General features: G+C 60.4%; 18 protein-coding genes and 1 tRNA gene. 1 reads left to right on the top strand and 18 read right to left on the bottom strand.

Annotated elements, in window-relative coordinates; translation table 11 throughout:
- Nucleotides 1-122: 122 nt before the first annotated feature.
- The 7 genes from AB5Z20_RS08580 to AB5Z20_RS08610 all read right to left on the bottom strand — a co-directional run bounded on the left by AB5Z20_RS08580 (nt 123) and on the right by AB5Z20_RS08610 (nt 8,679).
- A tRNA-Glu gene (locus AB5Z20_RS08580) sits at nt 123-199 on the bottom strand.
- Between the two features lie 152 nt (nt 200-351).
- Nucleotides 352-1,746 carry a CCA tRNA nucleotidyltransferase gene (locus AB5Z20_RS08585; protein ID WP_368156963.1) on the bottom strand — a complete coding sequence of 465 codons (1,395 nt, stop codon included), beginning with the start codon at nt 1,744-1,746 and terminating at the stop codon, nt 352-354.
- Nucleotides 1,747-1,906: 160 nt separating this feature from the next.
- Nucleotides 1,907-2,839, bottom strand: coding sequence for a 1-phosphofructokinase family hexose kinase (locus AB5Z20_RS08590; protein ID WP_368156964.1), 933 nt, complete (start codon nt 2,837-2,839; stop codon nt 1,907-1,909).
- Nucleotides 2,840-3,022: 183 nt separating this feature from the next.
- Nucleotides 3,023-3,955 carry a 1-phosphofructokinase family hexose kinase gene (locus tag AB5Z20_RS08595; RefSeq protein WP_152076986.1) on the bottom strand — a complete coding sequence of 311 codons (933 nt, stop codon included), beginning with the start codon at nt 3,953-3,955 and terminating at the stop codon, nt 3,023-3,025.
- 74 nt (nt 3,956-4,029) lie between these two features.
- Nucleotides 4,030-5,733 carry a phosphoenolpyruvate--protein phosphotransferase gene (gene ptsP / locus AB5Z20_RS08600; RefSeq protein WP_368156965.1) on the bottom strand — a complete coding sequence of 568 codons (1,704 nt, stop codon included), beginning with the start codon at nt 5,731-5,733 and terminating at the stop codon, nt 4,030-4,032.
- A 132-nt stretch (nt 5,734-5,865) separates the two neighbouring features.
- Nucleotides 5,866-6,129, bottom strand: coding sequence for an HPr family phosphocarrier protein (locus AB5Z20_RS08605; protein WP_022094575.1), 264 nt, complete (start codon nt 6,127-6,129; stop codon nt 5,866-5,868).
- Between the two features lie 546 nt (nt 6,130-6,675).
- On the bottom strand, nt 6,676-8,679 hold the full coding sequence (locus AB5Z20_RS08610; RefSeq protein WP_368156966.1) for a fructose-specific PTS transporter subunit EIIC: 2,004 nt from the start codon (nt 8,677-8,679) through the stop codon (nt 6,676-6,678).
- Between the two features lie 205 nt (nt 8,680-8,884).
- Between AB5Z20_RS08610 and AB5Z20_RS08615 the strand changes: the two genes are divergently transcribed.
- The gene (locus AB5Z20_RS08615) at nt 8,885-9,808 is read left to right on the top strand and encodes a MurR/RpiR family transcriptional regulator (protein ID WP_368156967.1); all 924 of its coding nucleotides are present in this window, start codon (nt 8,885-8,887) and stop codon (nt 9,806-9,808) included.
- Between the two features lie 221 nt (nt 9,809-10,029).
- On the opposite strand, the gene AB5Z20_RS08620 is transcribed toward AB5Z20_RS08615, so the two are convergent.
- From AB5Z20_RS08620 to AB5Z20_RS08670, 11 genes are all read right to left on the bottom strand, one after another.
- On the bottom strand, nt 10,030-11,658 hold the full coding sequence (locus AB5Z20_RS08620; protein ID WP_368156968.1) for a DNA repair protein RecN: 1,629 nt from the start codon (nt 11,656-11,658) through the stop codon (nt 10,030-10,032).
- Nucleotides 11,648-12,508 carry an NAD(+)/NADH kinase gene (locus AB5Z20_RS08625; RefSeq protein ID WP_217750036.1) on the bottom strand — a complete coding sequence of 287 codons (861 nt, stop codon included), beginning with the start codon at nt 12,506-12,508 and terminating at the stop codon, nt 11,648-11,650. Before AB5Z20_RS08625 ends, AB5Z20_RS08620 begins: the two co-directional genes overlap by 11 nt.
- Nucleotides 12,505-13,308 (bottom strand): TlyA family RNA methyltransferase, encoded by an 804-nt coding sequence (locus tag AB5Z20_RS08630; protein WP_346977111.1) that lies wholly within the window; start codon nt 13,306-13,308, stop codon nt 12,505-12,507. Before AB5Z20_RS08630 ends, AB5Z20_RS08625 begins: the two co-directional genes overlap by 4 nt.
- Nucleotides 13,309-13,316: 8 nt before the next feature.
- Nucleotides 13,317-13,583: an exodeoxyribonuclease VII small subunit gene (locus AB5Z20_RS08635; RefSeq protein ID WP_089571754.1), complete on the bottom strand. Its 267-nt coding sequence runs from the start codon at nt 13,581-13,583 to the stop codon at nt 13,317-13,319.
- Between the two features lie 2 nt (nt 13,584-13,585).
- Nucleotides 13,586-14,173 (bottom strand): transcription antitermination factor NusB, encoded by a 588-nt coding sequence (gene nusB / locus AB5Z20_RS08640; RefSeq protein ID WP_346977107.1) that lies wholly within the window; start codon nt 14,171-14,173, stop codon nt 13,586-13,588.
- Between the two features lie 3 nt (nt 14,174-14,176).
- A complete protein-coding gene (locus AB5Z20_RS08645; protein ID WP_006233982.1) occupies nt 14,177-14,539 on the bottom strand; it encodes an Asp23/Gls24 family envelope stress response protein in 363 nt (120 codons plus the stop codon).
- A 24-nt stretch (nt 14,540-14,563) separates the two neighbouring features.
- Nucleotides 14,564-15,127 (bottom strand): elongation factor P, encoded by a 564-nt coding sequence (efp, locus tag AB5Z20_RS08650; RefSeq protein WP_117806186.1) that lies wholly within the window; start codon nt 15,125-15,127, stop codon nt 14,564-14,566.
- A gap of 159 nt (nt 15,128-15,286) precedes the next feature.
- On the bottom strand, nt 15,287-16,417 hold the full coding sequence (locus AB5Z20_RS08655) for a M24 family metallopeptidase (RefSeq protein WP_368156969.1): 1,131 nt from the start codon (nt 16,415-16,417) through the stop codon (nt 15,287-15,289).
- Between the two features lie 132 nt (nt 16,418-16,549).
- Nucleotides 16,550-17,659: a hypothetical protein gene (locus tag AB5Z20_RS08660; RefSeq protein WP_270225320.1), complete on the bottom strand. Its 1,110-nt coding sequence runs from the start codon at nt 17,657-17,659 to the stop codon at nt 16,550-16,552.
- On the bottom strand, nt 17,656-18,189 hold the full coding sequence (locus tag AB5Z20_RS08665) for a shikimate kinase (RefSeq protein ID WP_117746035.1): 534 nt from the start codon (nt 18,187-18,189) through the stop codon (nt 17,656-17,658). Before AB5Z20_RS08665 ends, AB5Z20_RS08660 begins: the two co-directional genes overlap by 4 nt.
- Nucleotides 18,190-18,197: 8 nt before the next feature.
- The gene (locus tag AB5Z20_RS08670) at nt 18,198-18,695 is read right to left on the bottom strand and encodes a YqeG family HAD IIIA-type phosphatase (protein WP_117583452.1); all 498 of its coding nucleotides are present in this window, start codon (nt 18,693-18,695) and stop codon (nt 18,198-18,200) included.
- Nucleotides 18,696-18,697 lie beyond the last annotated feature (2 nt).

Below are 18,697 nucleotides of genomic sequence, written 5' to 3' on the forward strand. Positions count from 1 at the left end.
TAAAGCCGTTTGTCTCCACCCGCGTAGCGGGTGGTTTAAAGCTGGCCGCTGCGCGGCCAGCAGACTAAAGTCTTGAAAATAAAAAACCCGAACTTCCGTGGGAAGTCCGGGTCTCTAATTCATGGTAGCCCGTACCAGATTCGAACTGGTGATCTCCGCCTTGAGAGGGCGGCGTCCTAAACCGCTAGACGAACGGGCCACATGACATCTGCACTGCCGTGCTGCGAGGAAATATATTACGGGACAAAAAACGCGAGCGCAAGAATAAATTCCAAATTGGCGAAATTTTGTCGGCAGGTTATGGAAAGCGCAGTTAAACCGGGTAGCTAAAAAAGCCCCGTCCCAAATTAGCTACCCCAGGTTGAGGTGGGCCAGAAGGGCTTCGCGCTTGTTGGGGATATTATCCTCGATTACGGCTTCGAGGGCGGTGTTGAGTAGATTGCCCAACTCCGGCCCGGGCTTGACGCCGGCGCGAATCAAGTCGCCACCATTGATAGCAAGCATCTTGAGCGTATAGGGCTCCCCCGCCGCCAGCAACTCGCGTGCCAGCGCGCGCATCTCCTCGATCGTCTCGACGTAATAGAAGCACGAGGGCGCCTTGCCAAGCGTATCGGCACGCTTAAGGTCCATGAGCTCGTCCATCAGACGCGGCGTATCGACACCCTCGCCCGAAAGCGCGCGCATCATATTGAGCAGGCAGGATCGCTCGGGACGCAGCGGCTTGTCATGGTATTTGATCAGCAGGCACACATCGTGCACCAAATCGTGTGAAAGCGCCAGGCGGTCCATGATGACACGCGCCTTCTTGGCACCGAGCTCAGGATGACCGTAGAAGTGTCCACTGCCGGCGTGGTCGACCGTAAAGCAATCGGGCTTGGAAACGTCGTGCAAAAACGCCGCCCACATCAAGCTCGAAGAGGGCGCGACGCCATCGCACAGCGCCAGCTCCCCTGCCACCGTCAGCACGCGGGCGATATGCTCGTAGACGTTAAACGCATGATAGACACTGCGCTGATCAAACCCGCGACCGGGCGCGAGCTCGGGCACGGCGGCGCAAACAAGCTCGGGGTAGCGCAGCATCGCGTCTCCCCCGTGGCCAGTCGAAAGGATGCCCTCAAGCTCAATACCCACGCGCTCGCGCGCCACGGCATCGAGCAACGGCGCGCACTCGGCAAGCGCCTGTTTGGTCTTAGGCTCGATCATAAAATCAAGACGACAGGCAAAACGTACCGCGCGCAGCATGCGAAGCGCGTCCTCGTTAAAACGACGCTTGGGATCTCCTACGGCGCGGATGAGCTTGCGCTCCAGGTCGCCCTGGCCATCGTAGCGGTCGACAAGACCGCGCTGAGGATGCCAGGCCATAGCGTTAACGGTAAAGTCGCGACGCGCCAGATCGTCCTCAAGCGACGCCGCACGCTCCACACTCTGGGGATGGCGCCCATCGGTGTAAAAGCCGTCTAGGCGGTAGGTGGTGACCTCAACGCGCTCGCCATCGCAAATGGCCGTGATGCCGCCAAATTTAATGCCCGACTCGATCACGGCAATATCAGTCGCCTCGAGCGCCGCTTTGGACTCCTGCCACAGGCCGCTACAACACATGTCAACATCGTGGCTGGGACGCCCCATCAGGGCATCACGTACCCAACCGCCTACATACCAAGCCTCAAGACCGGCTGCCTCAAGCGCACGCAGGACACGGATGGAGGCATCACTCGGCTGCGTACCGTTGAGCGAAACATTACACATGCCTATGGCCTCCTGCACTTGCGAGCGTTAATCGATGGTTCTCAAGAAGTCTAACAAGAAACAGCCTCCACTGCACACGCAAGTCCGATAAACAAAAACGCATCCGTCCTGGTCTAAGACGGATGCGAAATAATCGAACTATTCAGGCAATATGCCGGAACTAGCAAACCTGACGGATTGCGATACCCTTCTGGTACTCATCCACCTTGGCAAAATCGCCCAGACCAGGGCACTCAACCACGTTGGCGCCGGTGGCCATCGAGAGGCGCAGGGCGTCCTCGACGCGCTCGGGGGCGTCGTGCCACACGGACAGGAAGGCAGCGAGCGAAGAATCGCCGGCGCAGACCGTCGACAGCAGCTTGACCTCAAAGGTGCGGTTCGCAAACCAAATGTGCTCGCCGTTAGAGAAATAGGCACCGGCGCCGCCGAGGGTCAGCAGCACATTCTTGGCGCCCTTAGCGTGCAGTTCGGCCATCGCGCGCTTGACGGACTCGTCGTCGCCACCGCTCACCTTGATGCCAAAGATGTCGAGCAGCTCGTCATCGTTGGGCTTAATCAACAGCGGCTCCATGGCAATAAGGTCGGCAAGCTGATGGCTCGAGATGTCGAGAACGAACTCGGCGCCCTTGGCCTTAACGCGACGCAGAACCTCGGCCAGGAAGCCCTCAGAGGTGTTGGGGGGCAGCGAGCCGCTAATGACCAGGCAGGTCATATCATCGAGCGAATCGATGAGCTCAAACATCTCCTGCTCGTTGGCCTCGTTAATGGCGGCGCCGGCGTTAACCATGTTGTACTCGGTGTCGGGGCCGGCGTTGAGGAAGACGTTGACGCGCGTGATGCCGTCGGTCCACACGGGCTTGACGGGCACGCCCAGGGCCTCGGCGCCCTTGACGATGAACTCGCCCGAGAAGCCGGCAAAGAAGCCCAGGATCGTGGTGTCGACGCCGTAGTGGTCGAGCGTAAACGAGACGTTGAGACCCTTGCCGTTGGGGGTGTAGACCGCGTTACGGGTGCGCGTAACGGTATTGGCGGACAGGCCGTCGCAGGCGATGTTGTAGTCGATAGCGGGATTTGCAGTGAGCGTGTAAATCATGAATGTTCCTTTCACGAAGCAACGTGTTAATGAAAGTATATTCCACGCACCCGTAAAAGGCTATAGCAACTCGGCGAACGGTGTGGAAGCGGTGAAGGGCGGCGCAGAAGTTCGGGTGGGACAAAAAACGGCGCCCCGATCAAAACCGGGACGCCGCATGCGCACGAATTTGTCGCGTTTCGCTTACTTGCGATCGAGCTTACGGACAGCAACGCGCTTGCTGTACTCGTCAACATGACCGAAGTCGCCAATGCCCACGGACTCGGCAACGTTGGCGCCGGTGGCCATAGCGAGCTTCATGGCCTCCTCGACGTTGTCGCGATCCCTGTACCACTTGTGCAGGAATGCAGCGAGGGTGCAGTCGCCGGCGCAGACGGAAGAGACCAGCTTGATGTTGAACTCACGCTTGGCGTACCAGATGTCCTCGCCGTTGGAGAAGTAAGCGTCGCCGCGGCTACCACGGGTGAGCAGCACGTTCTGGACGCCGGCGTCGTGGGCGAGCTTCATGGCAACGCGGACCTCGTCGTCGGTGTCGACCGGCACGCCGAAGATAGCCTTCATCTCGTGATGGTTCGGCTTGATGAGCAGCGGCTTCTTGTGAGCGAGCTCCTTGAGCTTGTCGGAGGACAGGTCCAGGACGACGTCAGCACCACGGGCCTGAGCGTGCTCCATGACCTGAGCCAGGAAGTCGGGCGTAGCTTTGGGAGGCACGGAACCGGAGACAATCAGGCACTCAAGGTCGCCCGCGGTGTCCAGGATGTTGTAGAGCTCCTTCTGGTGCTCCGGCGTAATCGGTGCGCCGGGGTTAAGGATGCCGTACTCGTGCTGGCCATCGTTGACGTAGGTGTTGATACGCGTGATGCCGTCGGTCCAGACCGGGCGGCACAGGCAACCCAGGTTCATGACCTCCTCGACGATGAACTTGCCCGTGAAGCCGGCGAAGAAGCCGAGCGCGACGGTGTCGACGCCCATCTTCTTAAAGGCGAAGGACACGTCAAGGCCCTTACCGTTTGCCGTGTAGCTGGCCGAGCCGGTGCGGACGTTCTCGTCGGGCTCGAGCGGAGAGCTCGAAACCGTCATGTCGACGGCCGGATTAGCGGTTAGCGTGTAGAACATTTACAGTACCCCCTGTATATGTGAGGGCCGCGTGGCCGGCCCATTCCAACCACGCGGTTACCTCTGATACCAAATTAGCGAGCTGCGGACTCGAGCAGCGCCTTGACCTCGGCGGCGGTGTTGCAGGCGAGTGCCTTCTCGGCGAGCTCGTCGCACTCGGCCTTGGTCCACTGGCTGATGGTCTTGCGGGCGCGCAGGATCGACGGAGCGCTCATCGAGAACTCCTCCAGGCCCCAGCTGATCAGCAGCGGCTCAAGCAGCGGATCGGCAGCGGCCTCGCCGCACATACCGACCATGATGCCGGCCTTCACGCCGCTCTCGATGATGTTCTTGAGCGAGCGGAGCACGGCGGGATAGTACACCTGGTACAGGTTGGAGATGGTGTCGTTGCCACGGTCGGCGCACATGGTGTAGCCGATCAGGTCGTTGGTGCCGATGGAGAAGAAGTCGGCGACCTCGGCCAGGCGGTCAGCGAGCAGCGAAGCGGCAGGCGTCTCGACCATGATGCCGACCTCGATGTTCTCGTTGAACTTGCGACCCTCTTCGGTCAGCTCGGCCTTGCACTGCTCGACGAGCTCCTTGACGGCCACGACCTCCTCGACGCAGGTGACGAGCGGGATCATGATCTTGACGTCACCAAAGGCGCTGGCGCGCAGCAGAGCGCGGAGCTGGACCTTGTACTGGTCGGGATTGGCCAGGCAGTAACGCACGGCGCGGAAGCCCATGAAGGGGTTGTCTTCCTTGACCATGTGCAGGTACGGGATCTCCTTGTCGCCGCCCACATCGAGCGTGCGGATGATGACCGGAGCACCCTTGAGCGCGCTGGCGACCTTGCGGTAGGCGTTGAACTGCTCCTCCTCGGAAGGAAGCTCGGCAGAGTCCATGAACAGGAACTCGGAGCGGAACAGACCGATGGCCTCGGCATCGTGATCGAGCGCGTTGGGCACGTCATCGGGGTTACCGATGTTGCAGGCGATGATCTTCTTGATGCCGTCGGCAGTCACAGAAGGCTTGCCGCGGAAGGCCTCGAGAGCCGCCTTCTCGGCAGCGAAAGCCTCGGCCTTGGCGGTGTAGGCGGCAAGCGTCTCCTCGTCGGGATCGGCCTCGACGACACCCTTGCCACCGTCGACGACAACGGTCATGCCGTTGCGAAGCGCGGTGCAGCTGTTAGAGACCGAAAGGACGGCCGGAATCTCGAGGGCGCGCGCGATGATCGCGGAGTGCGAAGTGCGGCCACCGGTCTCGGTGACAATGCCGGCAACGTGGGCCTTATCGATCGTGGCGGTCATGGACGGCGTAAGGTCGTGCACGACAACGACGGTGTTCTCGGGCAGGACGGAGAGGTCGACGACCTCCTTGCCCAGCAGCTCGGCCAGAATACCGGTGCGGATGTCGGCGATGTCGGCCGCGCGCAGACGGAACATCTCGTCGTCCATGGACAGGAACATGTTCTCAAACATGGTCGAGGTGTCCATGAGCGCCTGCTCGGCGCAGGTGCCGCCGTCAATGGCGGCGTTGATGGCATCAGTCATGCCCGGGTCCTGAGCCAGGACGATGTGTCCGCTCATGATCTCGGCCTCGGCCTCGCCCACCGTCTCCTTCATGTGGTCGGCCTGAGCCTGGGTCTTCTCGCAGAAGACCGAAAGAGCCGTCTGATAACGCTCCTTCTCTGCGGCCGAATCAGCAACCGCGTGCGGTTCAAACGTCAAGTCGGGATCGACGGCGACCATGACGGTGCCGATACCGATGCCCTCGGATGCGTTGACTCCCTGATACATTCCCATTCCTCTCTCCGTGTCATGTGATAAAGCGTTTTGCCATATCCATGACAAAAGAGCGCAGCTACCTTGAACAGGTCACTGCGCCCCTAAGTATGAACTTAATTGTTCAACATGCGACCCGTTTGAGTTCTACTCGCCAAGACCGCTCTTGATGAGCTCAATGGCAGCAGCCAGAGCCTCGGCCTCGTCAGCGCCGTCGCACTTGACCTCGACCTCGGTACCGCAAGGGATACCAGCAGCCATGAGGGCCATCGGGGACTTGCCGTTGACCTCCTTCTCGGGGGTGACGACCGTCACGTCGCAGGCGTACTTGCCCATGGTGGAGGCGAAGAGGCCGGCCGGACGCATGTGAAGACCCTGCGGATTGACGAGGGTAGCCTTCTCAGAAACCATAATTGACTCCTTTTTGTGTTTAACCCCTGTCATGCATGCGGCAGGAGTCAGATTCACGACGTTGTTTATATTAACTCACATCAAACGGTTTTTCATTATGTTTCGGACGAATTGTTGGACAGATGTGTTTGTCGCCCGCTTGCTCGCCCACAGGGGGCCGGGCGCGGCCAGTGAGATTTCCTGCTCTACAGTCCTGCTCGCACGAAGAGCACATTAAGTGCTCTTCGGCTCGTGCGGAACTCGCGATAAATCTCACTGTCCGCGCCCGGCCCCCTGTGGGCGAGAAAGCTGCGGAAACTCGGTCGGTCCAGAGCAATATCGTGCGAACGGAATTCTGGCTGAGTTTTTGTTCGCCTGGTTGATCTAGTTGATGGGGTCTATCTATACCCTTTTGTAAGTTGCGGTGAAATAGGGACTGAATTTGGGGTTGAATCGTTTAAACAGTCCCTATTTCACCGCAACTTATTTGGGGATGAAAAAGGCGGAGGCCCTGGTGAGGGTCTCCGCCTTTGTTACAAGGGGCGATGTTATTCGCGTACCGTGGAATTAGACCAGGCGGGCGTTGATCGTCTTGGCGATCTCGGCGGCGTCGGTGGAACCCTTGACGGTGGCACGGAAGTCCTCGTCCATAAGCGCCTCGGCGACCTTGGACAGGATCTTGAGATGCGTGGTGCCAGCCTGAGCGCCCGGGATGAGCAGGGCGATGGCAACGTTGACGGGAGCGCCATCCATAGTGTCCCAACCGGTCACGCCAGAGTCGTCCTTGACGACGATGACGGCAGCCTCGGTGATGGCGTCGGACTTGGCATGCGGAATGGCGAAGCCCTCCATCATGCCCGTGGTGCCCTCGGCCTCGCGGGCCAGGAAGGCGTTCATCACGGCGTCGGCATCGCCGGCGATACCGGCCTTAACGGCCTGGTTGGAGACAAAGCTCAGAGCCTCGTCACGAGAAGCGAAGTCCTCGGCGACAAAGACGTTCTCGACCTTCACGAAGTCGGAAGCCTCGGCCTTGGGGGCCTCGACAGCAGCGGCCTTAGGGGTCTCAGCCGGCTTGGCTGCAGGAGCGGGCTTCTGGTTCTTCTCGAAGTCGTACTTCTTGAAGGCCACGAACAGGATGCCACCGACCACGGCGCCGATGAGGATCGCGAGGACCCACTGCGGGCCGTTCTCGACAACGGGCAGGACCAGGAAGCCGCCGTGAGGCGCCGGATCGTGAACGTTGAAGAAGATGGTCAAGATGGAAGCGATGGAAGAACCGACCATCATGATAGGCATGACGGGCCAGATGTTCTTGGTCATGAACGGAATGGCGCCCTCGGTGATGTGGGTGCAACCAAGGATAAGGTTGACGATACCGGCGTCATGATCCTCCTGGCTGAAGTACTTCTTGCCGACAACGACGGCGAAGGTGGTGATCAGCGGCGGAACGATGCAAGCGGCGGAGACGGCAGCCATGAAGTTGGTGCCGAAGTTGTAGGTCTCGGTGCCGACGCCAGCTTCGAGAGCGGTGCCGAGCAGGAAGGTGCCAGTAGCGTAAGCAGCCTTGTTGACCGGGCCGCCCATATCAAAGGCGCACATGCAGCCGATGGCCAGGCCAAGGATCACCGGACCGGAGTTACCGAGGCTCTGCAGGAAATCCATCATGCCCTGGTTAATGGCAGCCATGGGGCCGGAAATACCGAGCATGACCAGGCCGACGATGGCGGTAGAGCAAAGCGGATACAGGAAGATTGCCTTCAGGCCATTAAGGCTCGCGGGAATTTTAGAGAAAACCTTCTCGAGCAGCAAAATGACATAGCCGGCGAGGAAGCCGCCGACGATGCCGCCCAGGAAGCCAAAGCCCACACCCGAGCCTCCAGCGTCGATCATGCCGGTATCGGCGTTAACGGGCAGACCCTGGATGGCAATCATACCGGCAACAAAGCCGGGGACGAGCGCCGGGCGCTTGCCGATAGACTCGGCGATGTAGGCGGAGAGCACCGGAACCATGAGGTTCATGGCGATACCGCCGATAATCTTGAGCATCGCGGCAAAGCTGTTGTAGTCGGCAGCCGTCGAATCAAAGGACGTGATGCCCCACAGGAACGAAATGGCGGTCAGAACACCACCGGCAACGACGAAGACCAGCATGTGGCTGACGCCGTTCATGAGGTGCTTGTAAATGACGTGACCGATGGACTCCTTCTCCTCGACCTCGTCCTCGACATCGGCGGCAGCGGCAACCGTGTCGTCGCCCTTGGCGGCGAGCGCGCGGTCGATCAGCTTACCGGCAGCCTCGACAGACAGGGCCTTGGAAACACCAACGGAAACCATGGGCTTACCGGCGAAACGCTCAGCCTGGACATCCTTATCGGCTGCGACGACGACGGCCTTGGCACCGGCGATCTCGCTCTTGGTGAGCTCGTTCTCGACACCGACCTGGCCATGAGTCTCGACCTTAATGGTCAGACCTCGCTCGGCAGCTGCCTTCTCCAGCGCCTCCTTCGCCATGAAGGTGTGCGCAATGCCGGTCGGGCAACCGGTCGCGGCGATGATGTCAAACTTAGCCATGTGTCCCTCCTTTTTAAGTTTTGCGCCCGCAGGCGCTCCCCTACACGCGCTTCAATGCGCGTTTTTCCACACTTGAAAGATACCAACCTACCGTCCGCGTGAGAAGAGACAAGGCGCAATTCTCCGGTGAAAGGTTCTTTCATAACCGTAAACGGTAAGTGAAAGTTTACCATCAACACTTGAAACGGCAAGGTGTATCTTGTAAATGAAACTACCCGTATACTATGGCATGAAAAACGAGTCCGATTTTCATGCCAACCAGGAGCCATCCATGACCGATAGCAGCAAGAGCGCGCTCTCCCTTATTAGCACGCACAAAGGGTACAGCGATTCCGAGCAGCGCATTGTCGACTATATATTGGAGCACCAGTCCGAGGCGCCGCGTCTGACAGCCGCCCAGCTCTCACGAGCCGCTGCCACGTCCGAGGCGACGGTTTCACGCTTTTGCCGTAAGCTGGGCTTCGGCAGCTTCCGCAGCTTTCAGTTTTCGTTGGCGCGCGACTTGGAGAGCCAGCGCAACGAGGGCCTGACAGACGAGGTCTCGCTCGACAACATGGAGCAGAGCCTTAAAAATATCCTCGCCGCCAAGGTGAGCGAGCTTAATGCGACCATCGACGGCATTGATCACGACACGTTGGCCGCTGTTGTGCACGCGCTTAAGAATGCCGGCGTTATTGAGTTCGCCGCCGTGGGCAATACGAACGCAGTCGCGCTCGATGCGACATTTAAGTTTTCGCAGCTGGGCCTGCGCTGTATGGCGAGCACCATCAGCGAGACATCAATCGGCTTTGCGCTCACGTTGCGCCCCGGCGACGTTATCGTGCTAATCTCGAACTCCGGCAAGTCTCGCCGTCTGAATCGCATGGCAAAAGCGGCTCGCGACTGCGGTGCCACCGTGGTCGTCATCAGCAGCGACAGCAAGTCTCCGCTTGCGCGCCTAGCCGACTACACCTTTAATACCGTCAATCACGAGGCGCTGCTGACAACGGGCGACTTCGCGTTCTCCAAGATGAGCGCAACGATGATCATCGAGGTCATCTACAACTTCCTGTTGCCCGAAATTGAGGACGCCCGCGAGCATATCAGCTACTACGAGGAGCTCATCCAGCCGGATAAGGTCGTGGAGTAGACATTTTGGGGAGCCGGCAAACGCCATTCGCCGCGAAACCGGCCTATCTACTACGTTTTATCCGTATGGCCCAACCACATGCCGAAAATAGAAAAAACCGCAGGCGTTCTACCTGCGGTTTTCTTTTTGCAATTCTTGGCGTGGTAGCCGATAGCCTATTAAACGTAGTAGATGGGCCGGTTTCGTGGCGGCCGGGTCGAAAATACATGTGGCGGTTCGGCCTAAGCACGCGCTTCTTCCAACATCTGCCTGGCGTGCGCTAGGCTTGCCTCCGACTGATCGCCGCTCAGCATGCGGGCGATCTCGGCGGTACGGGCATCGCCGGTCACCTCGTCCAGGTGCGTTTGGGGAACATCGCCCGGCTCTTTACTGACCACGTAATGCTTGTCGGCCATGACCGCAACCTGCGCCAGGTGGGTTACGACAATGACCTGATGCGTGGCGGCAAGATCGGCCAGCACACCAGCAAGAGCACGAGCCGTAGAGCCGCCGACACCAGCATCGACCTCGTCGAACACCAGTGTATCCACGCCATCCGCGTTGCCGAGGACAACCTTGCTCGCCAGCATAACGCGGCTGAGCTCGCCACCCGACGCGATACGGCGCAGGGGACGCGGCGTCAATCCAGCGCCGCTGCGATACAAAAGCTCATAGCTCGAAGGGCCAGCAAGCGTCCACTCGGCGCGGGGAAGATCACGCGACTCCCAGACGAGTTCGGCGCCCCCCATTTCCAGACGCGCCATTTGGCGGCCAACCTCATGACAAAAACGCGGGGCCGCCGTATTGCGTGCACGTTTAAGCGCCTTGGCGGCGGCGAACAGTTCATGCTCCGCTGCGCCAAGCGCTTCACGCGCCTTCTTGATCTGCCCATCACCATCGTCTACCAGCGACAACAGCTCTTGTGAGCGATCGCGCATGGCAAACACGTCATCCATGGTAGGACCCCACTGACGCAGCAGGCCCTTGAGGTCTGAATATCGCTCGCGCATGCGAGCGAGCTCGCGAGGGTCAAACGCAACGCCATCGCGATAAGCACGCAGCTCGTTGGCACAATCCTCAAGTGAGATGCAGGCATCCGAAAGTGCATCGGCGATGTCACCGAGCTTGCGGTCAACGGTCGCCATGCGTGAAAGCTCGGCAACGGCGCCATTCACGGCATCGAGCGCTCCCCCTTCGGCAGCAAGCGATGCATGGGCCTCGTTGGCCGTCGCAACCAAGACCTCGGCGTGCTCCGAGCGCGGCAGCAGCTCCTCGAGCTCCTCGTACTCGCCTGGCTTGGGGTCGACCTCGGTGATACGCTCAAGAGCAAAACGCGCTTCCTCGACGCGACTTCCCTGCGCGCGTGAGGCTTCCTCCACACGGCGAAGCTCCTTGGCGGCGGCACGCGAAGCCTTAAAGCAGGTGCGATACTTCTCGAGCGCCTCAAGCGCCGCGCGCCCAGCCCAAGCATCGACCATGGCAACATGGTGCGCCGGGTCGAGCAGACACTGATGTTCATGCTGGCCGCATAGATCCATCATCACGCCAACGCGCTCCGAAAGCTCGCGCACGCTGGCGATGCGGCCGTCAATTTTTACGCGGCTGCGGCCCTCGGCGGAAAGGCTGCGCTGTACGGTAAAACCCTCCGTGTCGTGCGGGCCGTCAAACAGGCGCGCCTCGACGCTGGCAAGCGCCTCGCCCTCGCGAACCGTCGACGAATCCGCGCGCTCGCCCAAAATGAGCTTGAGCGCCGAGAGCAGCGCGGTCTTGCCAGCACCGGTCTCGCCGGTCAGGACGGTCAAGCCGGTACTCGGAACCAACGTCGCCTCGCGAATGAGCGCGATGTTGGAAACCTGCAGCTCATCGATCATGGCGCACTCCATAGAACACGCGGCTCACCGAGTTATAGAAGCTCTCGGGGCCGTAATCCAGCAGCAGCACATCGCCGGGACCGCGACGAACAGCCACGCTCTCGACCGTGCCATCGCAGGTAATAAACTGTCCGTCGATAGCGATGGCAGGCACGCTCGGGCGATCATCGGACATAAAGATTTCGACGACATCACTCGGCGAGGTCAAGAAGGCGCGAGCCTGAATGGTATGCGGAGCAATCGGCACGCAAACCATGCCCGTGTAATCAGGGCTGACGATAGGGCCGCCGGCGGAGAGCGCATAGCCCGTAGAGCCGGTCGCCGTCGACACGACGACACCGTCACCGCGCAGGCGATCGATATGATGGCCGGACACCGTGATGTCAAACTCGACCATATCGGACAGGGGCCCACGCGTGAGCGCCATATCGTTGAGGGCGAACGAACGCACGACATCCTTCGTGCCGTCATCGCGCACCGAGACGATATCCGCGGCGATGGTGGCGCGGCGGCTCACGTGGAGCTCACCGGACAGGGCATCGCTCACAACCTGCAAAATATCGCGTTCCTCGGGACTGGCCGCCGTCAAAAAGCCCAGGTGGCCATAGGAAAGACCCAAAATGGGAATCTCGCGGTAGTTGAGAATACGGGCGGCGCGCAGCAGTGTGCCGTCGCCGCCGAGCGTGATGACCAAGTCGGCATCGTCAACATCGGGCGTGCTCTGGATCTTGGAGCGCTGGTCGGCAGCCCATGCAACCTCGTAGCCCTGGCGCGTCAGCCAGAGCTCGAGCATCAGGCCGCTCTCGACCGCCTCTTGCTTGTAGTAATTGGGAACCAGAAAGACCTTCATAGCGTTGCCGCTTTCTCGCTCAAAGCCGATACCTGGGATTGCAACTCATCTTCGGCGCGCTCGCCGGGGGCAAACCTCGTGCCGTACAGGAAAAACTCAACGTTGCCCTTAGCGCCATGGATTGGCGACACGCACACATCGAGCGGGAACAGGCCCTTGGCGGCAAAGAGCTCAATCGCCGCCACGAGTGTATCGCGGCGGACGGCAGGGTCGGTCACGATACCGCCCTCGCCCACCAGCGCAGCCGGCGCCTCAAACTGCGGCTTTACGAGCGTGCAAAACGAACCCGAAGGCTTCAGGCACGCCAGCACGGCGTCGATGATATTCGCGATACTCGTAAACGACACATCGCACACAGCCAGGTCAATAGCAGCGCCGTAGCCGAGCTCGGGCAACTGCGTCACATTCGTGCGCTCGTGGAGCGTCACGCGATCGTCTTGGCGCAGCGACCAATCAAACTGGGCACGGCCCACGTCGACCGAGACAACGGTCGCGGCGCCGCGCTTGAGCAGGCAATCAGTAAAGCCGCCCGTGGAGCATCCCACATCGAGGCAAGCAAGGTCCGTCGGATCGATCCCAAACGCATCGAGCGCGCCCTCGAGCTTAAGGCCGCCGCGCCCAACATACGGGATGCGCCCCTTAACGTGCAGTGGCAGGCCCGGCGTCACCTTGAGCCCCGGAGAGGTCAAACGCTCACCGCCACTCGAAACCAAGCCGGCCATAAGAGTGCGAAGGGCATCCGCGCGATCGGCGCAGATGCCCCGTGAAATCAGTTCGTCATCGAGACGCACGCGTTTCATGAATGCCATCAACCATTCGTATCCGGAGATGCAGCCTGTCTATCTTGGGACTCGTTTGCCGCATCCTCATCGTATTCCTGCTCGAGCTTGTCGGCCTCACGCGGCGTCAGCTCAAACTTGTCGACCATATCGACCGCTCGGGAGCCCAGCTCAATCGCCTCGTCAAACAAATCGAGCGAACGCTCCAAGGACGTATCCTTGGAGCGAACGGTGGCGATGATCTGGTCCAGGCGATCCGAGATCTCATCGAAGTTGCGGACGGAACCCTCTGGCATGGCTACTCCTCGACGGAGTCGGCCTCGACGGCCCCAGCAGCGTCCGCATCCTCGTCAAGTACACCGGCGGCAGCCTGAGCAGCAGCGACCTTGGCGGCTGCCTCGGCAGCCTGTGCCTCCTCACGAGCACAGTCCTCGGCCAGCAGCTCCTGGTACAGGTCCTCGCCCGGCAGCTCCTCGCTGCGAGCGATCTTGCCCAGCACGCCGTTGACAAACGATGCGGACTGGTCGGTACCATAGGCCTTAGCGATCTCGACGGCCTCGTTGATGACGATGGCGTCCGAGACCTCCTCGTCGGTGAGGAAGCGCATCTCGTAGACGGCGATACGCAGCAGGTTGCGGTCGGCACCGGGCATGCGCATAAGATCCCAGTTCTTGGCGACGGCGCGCAGGGCACAATCGATGCGATCAATGTGCTCGTAGGCACCGCGGCAAAGCTCCAGCGCATAGGGGTCGAGGGGACCCTTCGAGATCAGGAAATCGCCCTCGAGGACGCGCTCGAGCGGGCTGTCCGTGGCCTCGGCCTGGAACAGCAGCTGCAGCGCCTGACTGCGGGCAAGCGTGCGCCCGCGATAAACCTTAAGGCTCAAAGGTTACTCCTTGGGGAAAACGAGGCCGTCGATGCAAACGTCAACGCGCTCGACCTCGACGCCCACCTGGGCATCGATGGCGGCGACCACGGCGGCGCGAACGGCCTCGGCGAGCTTCTTGAACGGATAGCCAAAGAACACCACGACACGCACGGTGAGTGCGAGCTTGTCGCCGACGACCTCGGCCTCGACCGCCGGCTCGGAAGCCGGGGCCTTGGACGAGAGCATCATGGAGACAAGGTTGGTGGCAAGGTCCTTGACGCCAACGGAGGCGATGCCCTCGACATCCGACACGGCGCGCGAGACGATGGCGGTCAGAACATCGGGCGAAATGCCGATGCCGTCAATCTTGATTTCCTGGGGCATGAGTCCTCCTAGAAGAGTTGGTTGCTAGACGCGGGAGACGAACTTGCCGTCGCGGGTGTCAACCTTGATGACCTCGCCCTCGTTGAGGTACATGGGGACCTGGATGACAGCGCCGGTGTCGATCGTGGCCGGCTTGGTGGAACCCTGGACGGTGTCGCCCTTAAAGCCCGGGTCGGTCTGGACGATGGTGGTCTCGATGAACATCGGCGGGGTCACGCCCATGAGCTCGTCGTCGGCAAAGAGCAGCTGGCAGATGTCGTTCTCGCGCAGCCACTTGGAGTTCTCGCCCACCATATCCTCGGGAACGGGAACCTGCTCATAGGTCTCATTGTCCATGAAGATGTAGTCGGCGCCATCGTTGTAGAGGTACTGGAACTCACGGGTGGTGAGCATGACGCTCTCGAACTTGGTGCCGGCGTTGCAGGTGTTCTCGACGACGCGGCCGCTCTTGATGTCGCGGGTCTTGTAGCGCACGAACGCGCCGCCCTTGCCCGGCTTGACATGCTGGAACTCGACGATGGTGTAGACCTTGTCCTTAATGCGGAGACCGAGGCCGTTCTTGAAGTCGGCGGTAGAAATGGTAGGCATAGCGACCTTTCTTGTTATGGGCAGAACGCACAAGCGTCCAAATTACATACGACCGAAATTATACACTTGCAGAGCTCGCCTGCAGCGAGCGCATAAAAAGAGAACGCGGGGCGTCCGAATCGAACCGGACGCCCCGCCCCAAAAATCTATCGAAATGGGCTAGCAGTCGATGACGTGCAGGTCGTGCGGGGTCTTGGTGAAGGGCTCGTAGCCGTTCTCGGTGACCACGCCGTAGTCCTCCAGGCGCACGCCGCCCACACCGGGCAGATACACGCCGGGCTCCATGGTGATAACCGAGCCGACCTCGATGGTGTTCTTGCTGCGGTTGAAGTTGGGCAGCTCATGGATGTCGATACCCACGCCGTGGCCCAGACCGTGGTTGTAGTAATCGCCATAGCCGGCATCGCCGATGATCTTCTTGGAAAGCTTAAAAATGTCATTGCCCTCGACGCCCGGATGGATGGCGGCGACGCATTCCTCGTGCGTACGGCGCACGAGCGCGTACAGATCGAGCTGCTCCTGGGTAGGCTCGCCCATCACGACGGTGCGCGTCATGTCGGAACGATAATCGCAGTAGCCCGCGCCGTAATCCATGAGGACGAAGTCGCCCTTCTCGATCACGCGGTCACTCGGCACGGCGTGCGGGTTGGCGGTGTTGGGACCGCTCGCCACGATGGAGCCGAAGGCCAGGCTGTCGGCGCCGTTGGCGAACATAAAGTTCTCGAGCTCGTTGCGAACCTGCTTCTCGGTCATACCGGGCTTAATAAAGCCGAGCATATGCTGGAAGGCGGCATCGGTGATCGACTGTGCATGGCGCATGAGCTCGATCTCCTCGGCGTCCTTGATGGCGCGCATCTTGCGGATGTCATCATGCATCAGCGGCAACATGCAGGCGACGGAACGGTCCTCCAGACCACGCTGAATACCCTGGTAGAAGTTGATCTGCATGTCGTCCTCGACGGCGCAGACGCGGCACTTGTTGGCCGCGATCTTGCCGGCGACCCAACCGGGGATGGTGCCCTCGTCCATATCGTAGACCCAAGGGCTGCCGGCGGGCGTGTTCTCCTCAAAGCTGTTGAGGTAGCGCGAGTCGGTATGGAACAGGCACTGGTCAGCCGTAATAAACGCCGCGTGCGGGAACTCGAAGGTGTAGTCGAAGACGCCCTTCACGCCCGTGAGCCAACGAAGATTGGCCTCGTCGCGTACCACGATAGCGTCGTAGCCGCGCTCGACCATCAGGGCACGGACACGTTCGATACGACCGGCAGGACCGACAGCAAACTCAGACATGCAGATTCCTTTCTTGTTGTCTCAAAAAGTGCGGGACGGGTCTCAACCGAACGTCGGAATCGCATGCGAACCGCAACCGATTGGAAACCCGTCCCTCAACATGATACGAAAGACGATGGATGTCAATAAATCTTAGAGAAGTTCTTTGCGAGAAGCCAAGTAGGCGTGAGCATGGCGCTCAAGAACCTCGTCCTCAACGCTCGTTAGACGAATGGCGCCGAGCGCCGCGGGCAGCGGCAACATGCTGCGGTTCGAGCGGGCGAACTGCTGCTTACGGAACTCCTCGATAAACGCAGTGGGCTCCAGGTCGAAGGCAAGCTCCTCGATGCCAAAGTCCTCCAGGCAGTCATCGACCTCAAAAACGTAATCGATATCGAAGTCGCAGGCATCATGTGCTAGGCGCGCCTCAAAACGCATGCCCTCGGACAACAGCTGGTAGGCAGGGACCTGAGAAGCGGCATCGCCCAAGCAGGCGCGCAGGGTACGCTCCCCCATCTTGCCAAAATCGAGCGCATGGCGGGCGCTCGGGTTCGTAGCCATCAGTACGTCCTTGCGGGCAGTCTGAGACCACTGAACGGCATTGACGAGCGCGACCTCCTCGCCCGCGAGAATCTCGGGGACGGTCTCGGTAAACTGATTCCAACGGGACTTGCTGCTCGAAAGCATGGTGCCAACAAGTACCGCATAGCCAAGCTTGAGGTCCTCGGGGTCCGTCTCGCGAACAAGGTCGAGGTCACACACGACCAAGCCCGGCTCGGGACGGAACGCGATAGCGGGAAGCGCATTCGCCGACGAGGCGACGAGCGGCTTCATGGTCGTCGCGACCGTGAGCATGGCGTCGAACGTCGTCGGCAGCAAGGCGCACTCGGTGCGACCGCACCACTGATTGGCACACCAGCAAACGACCGAGCAGGTTGCGACATCGCCAACGGCAACAACGAGATCGTCGCAGGTAATGCCGTTAGCTGACAGGGCGCCAAAGACGGTATCGGCATCGGCCAGCGTAGCGCCGGCAGGAGAAACCTCGAGGGCGAGCAGCGACACGGCAAACCCGGCGTCGACCAGCGCATGCTCGACGACCTCGCCAAAACGCTCGGATGTGGCGTCGTTCCAAACCACCATCGCGCGCTTAGGCTTGCCCACAGCCGAGGCAAACATGCGCGACAGTTCCTCAAACGCGCCAAGACCGACGCGGACATCGACACTGCGGTTTTGGAAATTGATAAGTTGACGGCGAATCATAGCAGCCCACGCTCCAAAAGCATCTCGGCACAAAGGTAGGAAACGTCCTCGAAGGACTTGTTGCGAATATCAAGGGTAATATCGGCGGCCTGGCGATACAGCGGACGGCGATGCTCAAACAGGCGCGCAGCATGCTCGGGCGAGCGGAAATCGGGCCGGGTATCGGAGCGGCGAATCTGGCGCAACGAGTCCTCAAAGTCGCCTTCGAGGTACACGCATGTACCCATCTCGTGCATCAGCTCAATGTTCACCGGCGTCTCGACGATGCCACCCCCGCACGATACCAGCAGGCTGCGCTCGCTCTGAAGCGAACGGAGTGCCGAGGTCTCGAGCTCGCGAAAACGATCCTCACCCTCGGTCTTAAATATCTCGGTCACCGACTTGCCGCATCGACGCACAACCAAACGATCGGTATCGATGAATCGACGCTTGAACATAGTGCCTACATTGCGCGCAAGCGTCGACTTGCCCGCGCCCAAAAAGCCGATAAAGAAGATATGGTCGCAGCCGTGTTTGATGTGCTGAGACATGGCGAAACCTATTCCTCGCAGGGAAGGTCGCGCAGGGCCCGGCGCTCAAAGATACGGAAGATCTGCGTGTACCACAGGTCCTGGGTTGCCTGCGGCTTGACCAGAATAGTGTCAACGCCGGCAAAGTTTCCGCTCCATACGTCGGTGTACAGCTGGTCACCGATCAGCACGGCCTCGTCGGCCGTGGCGCCCAGACGCTTAAGGCCCGCTTTGAGGGCAAATGGCGCCGGCTTCATGGCATGACTGATGGCCTCGAGCCCCAACTCACGAGCCGACGCCATGACCTGGTCGCGATGCCAGTTGTTGGACACCATGCACAGCTTAAAGCCCTTGGCATGGGCGGCCTCGAGCCAGGCGGAGACCGCAGCGGGAACCTGCTCGGTATCACGCGGCACCAGGGTGTTGTCGCGGTCGAGCAGAATGGCGCGCTTGCCGTCGGCCCAGAGGGTATCGAGGTCGATGCGATCGACCGAGGCAACATATCGTTTGGGGCTAAAAATCCTCATGA

Source organism: Collinsella aerofaciens, assembly GCF_040910245.1.
Taxonomy (GTDB): Bacteria; Actinomycetota; Coriobacteriia; order Coriobacteriales; family Coriobacteriaceae; genus Collinsella.

Excerpts from the sequence above, each read along its gene's own strand:
- AB5Z20_RS08585 (WP_368156963.1), bottom strand. The coding sequence starts at position 1,746 with ATGTGTAATGTTTCGCTCAACGGTACGCAGCCGAGTGATGCCTCCATC.
- AB5Z20_RS08590 (WP_368156964.1), bottom strand. The coding sequence starts at position 2,839 with ATGATTTACACGCTCACTGCAAATCCCGCTATCGACTACAACATCGCC.
- AB5Z20_RS08595 (WP_152076986.1), bottom strand. The coding sequence starts at position 3,955 with ATGTTCTACACGCTAACCGCTAATCCGGCCGTCGACATGACGGTTTCG.
- ptsP (WP_368156965.1), bottom strand. The coding sequence starts at position 5,733 with ATGTATCAGGGAGTCAACGCATCCGAGGGCATCGGTATCGGCACCGTC.
- AB5Z20_RS08605 (WP_022094575.1), bottom strand. The coding sequence starts at position 6,129 with ATGGTTTCTGAGAAGGCTACCCTCGTCAATCCGCAGGGTCTTCACATG.
- AB5Z20_RS08610 (WP_368156966.1), bottom strand. The coding sequence starts at position 8,679 with ATGGCTAAGTTTGACATCATCGCCGCGACCGGTTGCCCGACCGGCATT.
- AB5Z20_RS08615 (WP_368156967.1), top strand. The coding sequence starts at position 8,885 with ATGAAACTACCCGTATACTATGGCATGAAAAACGAGTCCGATTTTCAT.
- AB5Z20_RS08620 (WP_368156968.1), bottom strand. The coding sequence starts at position 11,658 with ATGATCGATGAGCTGCAGGTTTCCAACATCGCGCTCATTCGCGAGGCG.
- AB5Z20_RS08625 (WP_217750036.1), bottom strand. The coding sequence starts at position 12,508 with ATGAAGGTCTTTCTGGTTCCCAATTACTACAAGCAAGAGGCGGTCGAG.
- AB5Z20_RS08630 (WP_346977111.1), bottom strand. The coding sequence starts at position 13,308 with ATGAAACGCGTGCGTCTCGATGACGAACTGATTTCACGGGGCATCTGC.
- AB5Z20_RS08635 (WP_089571754.1), bottom strand. The coding sequence starts at position 13,583 with ATGCCAGAGGGTTCCGTCCGCAACTTCGATGAGATCTCGGATCGCCTG.
- AB5Z20_RS08645 (WP_006233982.1), bottom strand. The coding sequence starts at position 14,539 with ATGCCCCAGGAAATCAAGATTGACGGCATCGGCATTTCGCCCGATGTT.
- efp (WP_117806186.1), bottom strand. The coding sequence starts at position 15,127 with ATGCCTACCATTTCTACCGCCGACTTCAAGAACGGCCTCGGTCTCCGC.
- AB5Z20_RS08655 (WP_368156969.1), bottom strand. The coding sequence starts at position 16,417 with ATGTCTGAGTTTGCTGTCGGTCCTGCCGGTCGTATCGAACGTGTCCGT.
- AB5Z20_RS08660 (WP_270225320.1), bottom strand. The coding sequence starts at position 17,659 with ATGATTCGCCGTCAACTTATCAATTTCCAAAACCGCAGTGTCGATGTC.
- AB5Z20_RS08665 (WP_117746035.1), bottom strand. The coding sequence starts at position 18,189 with ATGTCTCAGCACATCAAACACGGCTGCGACCATATCTTCTTTATCGGC.
- AB5Z20_RS08670 (WP_117583452.1), bottom strand. The coding sequence starts at position 18,695 with ATGAGGATTTTTAGCCCCAAACGATATGTTGCCTCGGTCGATCGCATC.